This is a genomic window from Cellulomonas sp. GbtcB1, assembly GCF_019091725.1.
In the GTDB taxonomy this organism is placed as follows: domain Bacteria; phylum Actinomycetota; class Actinomycetes; order Actinomycetales; family Cellulomonadaceae; genus Cellulomonas.
The window spans coordinates 1-259 of sequence record NZ_JAGXJG010000322.1 but is presented as its reverse complement, the minus strand read 5'-3'; the positions used below and the strand labels follow the sequence as shown (position 1 = coordinate 259).

Genomic DNA, 259 nt, shown 5'->3' with positions numbered 1-259 from the left:
CCGGGCGGGTCCCGGGGGCTGCCCGCCGCGCGGGCGCACCCCACCACGGACGGGAGGCTGCCCGCGGCAGCGGGGGCGCTCGCCTCGGTGGTGACCGACGACGAGCTGACCCCGGCGTACATCATCCCGAGCGTGTTCCACCCCGACGTCGCGTCCACGGTGGCCGCGGCGGTGGCGCAGGTGGTGGGCGCGATCGCCGGCCCCCGGGCCGCCACGGGCTCGGGCGCGGTCGTGCCGGTGCCCGGGATCTGAGCCCGGC

General features: G+C 80.7%; 1 pseudogene. It reads left to right on the top strand.

Going from position 1 to position 259, the window contains the following annotated elements:
• Nucleotides 1-252, top strand: a pseudogene (locus KVT14_RS20580) (NAD-dependent malic enzyme); the annotation flags it as partial.
• Between the last annotated feature and the right edge of the window lie 7 nt (nt 253-259).